The 577-nt window shown below is 69.3% G+C and carries 1 protein-coding gene; it reads left to right on the top strand.

The annotated features are described in order from the left end of the window. Positions 1 to 79 precede the first annotated feature (79 nt). Positions 80 to 577: FAD-binding oxidoreductase (locus tag U5A58_RS40445; RefSeq protein WP_321965459.1), on the top strand; the 498-nt coding region annotated here is incomplete at its 3' end.

Below are 577 nucleotides of genomic sequence, written 5' to 3'. Positions count from 1 at the left end.
ACTCGGCGGCAAGGTCGAGCGCATGCATCAGGCCGACTAGGCGACACCCCCGACTCCTTCGATCCCAACCGACCAAACCATGCAAGCCTCGCCTCCGATGTCCCTTCACGACGCACTCGCGAATGCGCTTGGCGCCGACCGCGTGAGCACCGATCCGGCCGTCGCGAACTCGCACGCGGCCGACTGGAGCGACGCGCCGCGCTGCGCGCCGCCGCTCGTGATCCTGCCGCGCGCACCCGAGGAAGTCGCGCGTGCGCTCGCCGTGATCACGCAATATCGACAGCCGGTGGTCGTGCAAGGCGGCTTGACCGGCCTCGCTGGCGCGGCCACGCCACAAGCGGGCGAAGTGGCGCTTTCGCTTGCGCGCCTGAATGCGCTCGAGGCGTTCGATACGATCGGCGGCACCGTGACCGTGCAGGCCGGCATGCTCCTCGAGCAGTTGCAAACGCACGTCGAAGCCGAAGGCTGGTTCTTCCCGCTAGATCTGGGCGCGCGCGGCTCGTGCCAGTTGGGCGGCAACGCGGCAACGAACGCGGGTGGCAATCGCGTCGTGCGCTTCGGCACGATGCGCGAGCGC

Origin of the sequence: Paraburkholderia sp. J7 (assembly GCF_905220155.1) — a bacterium.
In the GTDB taxonomy this organism is placed as follows: domain Bacteria; phylum Pseudomonadota; class Gammaproteobacteria; order Burkholderiales; family Burkholderiaceae; genus Paraburkholderia.
The sequence above is the reverse complement of the archived record's forward strand: the minus strand, read 5'-3'. Positions and strand labels throughout refer to the sequence as shown.